Genomic DNA, 5,140 nt, shown 5'->3' on the forward strand with positions numbered 1-5,140 from the left:
GTCCTCGCCGCGGAACCAGCCGCTTTGCAGCGTGCCGCCGCGGCCCACGCGGCGCGGCCGCTCGCGGAACCGCCCCGAGCCCAGCGCCAGCGGGCTGGTCCACTCCCCGCCCGAGGCCAGCCGCCCCCAGCCCAGCCCGGCCGACAGGTCGAACTCCCAGAACCGCTTGGAGGCGACGACATACTCCCCGGCATAGATCCCGGTGCCGATGAAATCCTGCAGCCCGATGGCGAGGGCCGGCAGGTATTCGCTTTCCTCCAGCAGGCGCAGCTTCAGGTCGAAGGCGCGGTCGGTGGTCATGCCGGCGCCGCTGGTGCCGTCCAGCCGCTCGGTCAGGCGGAAGGTGGTCTCGAGGAAGGGCAGGGCCTGGACATTGACGAACCAGAAGCGGCGCTGGTGGCGCAGGCTGGTGCCGCCCTCCAGCGTGCCATCGGGGCGGAAGCGGGCGTTGCGCATCTCGATCAGCCCGACGCCGCCGAAATCGCCGCCCGTCGCCGGCACCTCCTGCGCCCCGGCCGGGGTGCCGGCCAGCAGCGCGGCCGCCAGCAGCAGGCGCCGCGCCCGTCCGACCCAACCCCGCCTTGCCCCCCGCTTGCCCGGCACTGCCCCATCCAGGCCCGTAGGCCGCTCCCCAGCATGCGCGACCGGTTTCGGCGATCTTCACGGTTCCGTGAGAATCATGCCATGACGGTCCCGCAACGGCCAGTGGAAACCGCGCCGGCCGGATGGACAAGCCCGGCCCGCGCGCCTTGAATGCCGGGCCATGACCTTTTCCCTGATCGGCCGTTGCGCGCGCACCGGCCAGTTCGGCGCGGTGGCCACCACCTCCGGCCTCTGCATCGGCTCCCGCGTGCCCTTCCTGGCGGCCGGGGTGGGCGGCGTGCTGACGCAGCACCGCACCGATCCGCGCCTCGGCCCGCGCGGCCTCGACCTGCTGCGCAGCGGCTGCACGGCGCAGGAGACGGTGGCGGCGCTGACCGCCAGCACGCCGCATCATGGCTGGCGGCAATACGCGGCGATCGATTCCGCCGGCCGCACCGCGCATTTCCACGGCGCCCGGGTGAAGCCCGCGCACAACGCCGCGCACGGGGCGGATTGCGTCGCCATCGGCAACATCCTGGCCAGCGACCAGGTGCCGCAGGCGATGGTCGACGCCTTCCTGGCCGAGCCTGAGGCGCATCTGGGCGACCGGCTGCTGGCCGCCCTCGAAGCCGGCGAGGCGGCGGGCGGCGAAGGCCGCCCCCTGGTCTCCACCGTGCTGCTGATCGTCGACCGCGAGAGCTTCCCCTACGCCGATCTGCGCATCGATTCCGACCCTGCCCCGATCGCCGCGCTGCGCCGGCTCTGGGCCGCCTACAAGCCGAACCTGGACGAATACGTCCTCCGCGCCGTGGACCCCGACACCGCGCGCGGCGGCTGATTTTTTCGGCTGCCGCTGTCGGGTTGAGAAGCGGGACGCTGCACTGGGCCGGGGTGACACCGGCTCCTTGCAGCAACGTTCGTATTGGCCATGACCGCCTAGGAGAGCGGACTTGACCTCGATTTAGATCGGCCTCGGCCGGTCGGTAAAGCTGCGTGTGCTGGCTATGTACGTGGTCTACCGTGGAATTTGCAAATTCATTGGCGATTTTAATTTCCAAAAACTCGCCAACATAAACATGTTGCGATTAAATAAAAAACCTATTCTATAGAGGTCGCCCTACAGCACGGAAAGCGACATGATCCTGAAAAACTCATCACCGCCTAACCTCGCGCAGTTTGCTGATGTCATTCGCGAGCATACGGGCGGTTTTCTCGATAACCCGGCAATGCGCGCTGAGCTCACCCTTTGGCGTGATCCGATGCCGCGCTCCGGAAGGTGCCTAGAGGCTGTCTATGCACCCTTCGAGCACATCGAGCACGGCGCCGAGCTCGTCATCGTTGGTATCACACCAGGGCAGACTCAGGCGGAGAATGCTTTGAAGGCAGCTCGCACAGCCCTTCGGCGTGGTGCCGATCCAACAACAGCAGCGCGTGAGGCTAAGGTCGCAGCGAGCTTCTCTGGCGAGATGCGGAGCTTCCTTTGCGAGATGTTAGACGCGGCGGGTGCTCAGCAATGGTTCGGTATCCGCCGTAGCAGTGAGCTTTTTGCTGCGGCCGCCCATCGGGTCCACTTTACCTCCGCTTTGCGCAATCCTGTCTTCCTCTCGGGTGAGAACTACAACGGGCAGCCTAAGATATTGAGTCACCGCCGTCTTTTGGAGATCGTTGAGACCTGCTTGGTGGAAGAAGCCTATGCGCTACCAAACGCCTACTGGCTGCCGCTCTGGGATGGTCCGGCGGCCGTTCTGAACCATCTGGTTTCCAGGGGGACCCTAAAGGCCGAACGCGTCCTGGCCCCGATGCCTCACCCCTCCAAGCAAAATGGAGAAAACGTGGTGTGGTTTTGCGGCCGCAACACCAAGGCTGCCTTTTCGTCGCGGCGTGCCTCCACCGGGCCACTACTCTTGGAACGTCGGGATCGCCTAAAGGCGTTTTTTGCGATCCCACCCGAATCGCGTACTGCCTAAGCCCAGCGTCTAGCTGGACGCCCGCTGAGACGACAAGCTGAAGTTCGTCCTCCATGTGGCCAACAAGGCGAGGAGGCGAGACCACCAGGAGAAAGTGATGCCTGTTCCGAACCGCATTGCCGATTTCGCGCCCGAGATGATGGAGTGGCGCCGCGACATCCACACCCATCCCGAGCTGGGCTTCGAGGAGGTGCGCACCAGCGCCATCGTCGCCGAGAAGCTGGCGAGTTGGGGCATCGAGGTGCATCGCGGCATCGGCCGCACCGGCGTGGTCGGCGTGCTGAAGGGTGCGCGCGAGGGTTCGGGCAGCATCGGGCTGCGCGCCGACATGGACGCGCTGCCGATGACCGAGGTGAACGAGTTCGCGCATCGCAGCCAGATCCCCGGCAAGATGCACGCCTGCGGCCATGACGGGCACACGGCGATGCTGCTGGGCGCGGCCAAGTACCTGGCCGAGACGCGCAATTTCGCCGGCACCGTCAACTTCATCTTCCAGCCCGGCGAGGAGGGCTATGCCGGCGCCGCGGAGATGATCAAGGACGGGCTGTTCGAGCGCTTCCCCTGTGACGCCGTCTACGGCATCCACAACGACCCGACGGCGCCGCTCGGCACCACGCGCGCGGTGGCCGGCGTGGTGATGGCGAATTCGGACATCCTGGCGATCCGCATCAAGGGCCGTGGCGGGCATGGCGCGCAGCCGCACCGCACGGTGGACCCGGTGCTGGTGGGCGCGCAGGTGGTGGCCGGGCTGCAGGCGATCGCCAGCCGCCGCACCGACCCGCTGGACAGCGCCGTCGTCTCCATCACCCAGTTCCATGCCGGCAGCGCCGACAATGTCATCCCTGGCGAGGCCGAGCTGCGCGGCACGGTGCGCACCCTGACCGCCGCGACGCGCGACGCGGTGGAGAAGGCCATCGAGGAGATCGCGACGCTGACCGCCCGCGCGCATGGCGCCGAGGCGGTGGTGGAATACACCCGCCTCTACCCCGCCGCCGTGAACCACGAGGAGCAGACGAACCGCGCCGCCCGCGCCATCGGCGCCGTGGTGGGCGAGGAGAAGGTGGTGCGCGCCGCGCCGCCGGTGATGGGCGGCGAGGATTTCGCCTTCATGCTGCAGCAGCGCCCCGGCGCCTTCCTGTTCGTCGGCCAGGCCGGCCGCGACGGCAAGGGCGGCACGCCGGTACACAATGCCGGCTACGACTTCAACGACGACCTCCTGCCCGTCGGCGCCGCCTATTTCGCCCGCCTGGTGGAACAGGAACTTTCTTGACGCTGCCGGTCATGGCCGAGACGAGGGGCGCCGCACTGTGCCGGGTTCCTCCGGCCCAGTGGAGCGTCCCACTTTTCCGCCAGACGGCGGCAGCCTGACAGAAAAAAGATGGGGGTCCGGGGGAATTCATTCCCCGGCCTTCTTTCAGTTTTCAGCCTTGAAGGTCAGCACCAGCACGTCGCGATAGCCCGGCTGCGACGGGTCGATCGGTTCGATCGGCGTCACGCCGTGCCAGACGCGGTGGTCGTCGAGCAGCACGCTGTCGAGGGGCTGTTCCAGGGTGAAGCTCTGCTCGCCTGGCTGGCCGTCGATGCGGATGCCGGTGGTGCCGCCGGCGACGTTGTGGCGGCCGATCAGCGTGACCAGCACGAAATCCACGCCGTCGCGGTGCATGCCTTCGGGGGTGGGCTTGCCGCTCTCCTGGGCGCGGGCCTGGATGCGGAACTGGTGCATCTCGACCAGCCAGGTGCTGTCCGGGCGCAGCGAGTCGAAGGCGCTGCGGGCGCCGTCCAGCAGTGCCATCAGGGCGGGGCTGGTGGCGACGTCCTCCGCCACCGGGGCGAACCAGCGCTCAATGCCGCCATTCAGCGGGTTGTGCTCGGTGCTCTGGTAGTGCGGGCGGTCGGGCAGGCGGGTGGCGGCGTGGCCGGGGGCGGCGCGGAAGGCGGCGTGGCGGCGCAGCCGGTAGCGGCCGCCATCGGCCATGTGGGTGTCGGGCTCCAGCGCCGCCCAGCTTTCGGCGAAGCGCGCCCAGGCTGGCCCTGAGAGCGTGTCGCCTTCCATGCCGGGGGCGGTGGTGTCGAAGACCGCGCGCGCGGTGGCGGCGGGCAGGGCGATGTAGCCCGCGGCCTGCAGCGTGGCGGTGATGTCGTCATGCGGTCGGGTCATTCTTGCCGGGTCGCCTGTTCCAGGAAGCGCAGCAGCGCCGCCATGTCGTCGGGGTCGCCCACGATCTGCACCGGCATGCGGGTACCGGGGGTGACGATGTCGGGGCCACGGGTGAAGAGATCGGCCACGCTGTCCTTCGTCCAGACGATGTCGCCGCGGGCCAGGCGCTCGGAATAGGCATAGCCGGGCAGCGAGCCCATGCGGCGGCCGAACAGGTTGCCCAGATGCGGCCCGGCCTTGAGGTCCGGCTGGCCGGCGGGGGGCGCGGTCAGGCTGTGGCAGGCGCCGCAGGCGCGGAAGACGCGGGCGCCCTCCATGTCGAGCCCGGCCTGGCGCGGGGTGGCGGGGGGCGGCGGCTCGGCGCCGAGGGCGATGCCGCGCGCCGTGTCATAGGCGCGCAGCCGGCGGTCGGCGCCGGCGGCGTAGAGCAGGG

6 protein-coding genes are annotated in these 5,140 nt (G+C 68.9%); 3 read left to right on the plus strand and 3 right to left on the minus strand.

Going from position 1 to position 5,140, the window contains the following annotated elements; all coding sequences use genetic code 11:
- The coding region (locus HMPREF0731_RS08825; protein WP_007003743.1) for a YjbH domain-containing protein at window positions 1-603 on the minus strand (603 nt) is incomplete at its 3' end.
- A gap of 160 nt (window positions 604-763) precedes the next feature.
- Between HMPREF0731_RS08825 and HMPREF0731_RS08830 the strand changes: the two genes are divergently transcribed.
- The 3 genes from HMPREF0731_RS08830 to HMPREF0731_RS08835 all read left to right on the plus strand — a co-directional run bounded on the left by HMPREF0731_RS08830 (window position 764) and on the right by HMPREF0731_RS08835 (window position 3,819).
- Window positions 764-1,420, plus strand: a complete 657-nt coding sequence (locus HMPREF0731_RS08830; RefSeq protein WP_007003744.1) for a DUF1028 domain-containing protein — start codon at window positions 764-766, stop codon at window positions 1,418-1,420.
- 298 nt (window positions 1,421-1,718) lie between these two features.
- Window positions 1,719-2,549: a hypothetical protein gene (locus HMPREF0731_RS24145; protein WP_157136021.1), complete on the plus strand. Its 831-nt coding sequence runs from the start codon at window positions 1,719-1,721 to the stop codon at window positions 2,547-2,549.
- A gap of 97 nt (window positions 2,550-2,646) precedes the next feature.
- On the plus strand, window positions 2,647-3,819 hold the full coding sequence (locus tag HMPREF0731_RS08835) for a M20 aminoacylase family protein (RefSeq protein WP_007003746.1): 1,173 nt from the start codon (window positions 2,647-2,649) through the stop codon (window positions 3,817-3,819).
- A gap of 144 nt (window positions 3,820-3,963) precedes the next feature.
- On the opposite strand, the gene HMPREF0731_RS08840 is transcribed toward HMPREF0731_RS08835, so the two are convergent.
- Window positions 3,964-4,707 carry a 2OG-Fe dioxygenase family protein gene (locus tag HMPREF0731_RS08840; protein WP_007003747.1) on the minus strand — a complete coding sequence of 248 codons (744 nt, stop codon included), beginning with the start codon at window positions 4,705-4,707 and terminating at the stop codon, window positions 3,964-3,966.
- Window positions 4,704-5,140: c-type cytochrome (locus HMPREF0731_RS08845; RefSeq protein ID WP_007003748.1), on the minus strand; the 437-nt coding region annotated here is incomplete at its 5' end. The genes HMPREF0731_RS08840 and HMPREF0731_RS08845, both read right to left, overlap by 4 nt.

This window comes from Pseudoroseomonas cervicalis ATCC 49957 (assembly GCF_000164635.1).
Taxonomy (GTDB): Bacteria; Pseudomonadota; Alphaproteobacteria; order Acetobacterales; family Acetobacteraceae; genus Pseudoroseomonas; species Pseudoroseomonas cervicalis.

Bases quoted from the DNA above. Each gene is read 5' to 3' on its own strand.
- HMPREF0731_RS08835 (WP_007003746.1), top strand. From the start codon at position 2,647: ATGCCTGTTCCGAACCGCATTGCCGATTTCGCGCCCGAGATGATGGAG.
- HMPREF0731_RS24145 (WP_157136021.1), top strand. From the start codon at position 1,719: ATGATCCTGAAAAACTCATCACCGCCTAACCTCGCGCAGTTTGCTGAT.
- HMPREF0731_RS08830 (WP_007003744.1), top strand. From the start codon at position 764: ATGACCTTTTCCCTGATCGGCCGTTGCGCGCGCACCGGCCAGTTCGGC.
- HMPREF0731_RS08840 (WP_007003747.1), bottom strand. From the start codon at position 4,707: ATGACCCGACCGCATGACGACATCACCGCCACGCTGCAGGCCGCGGGC.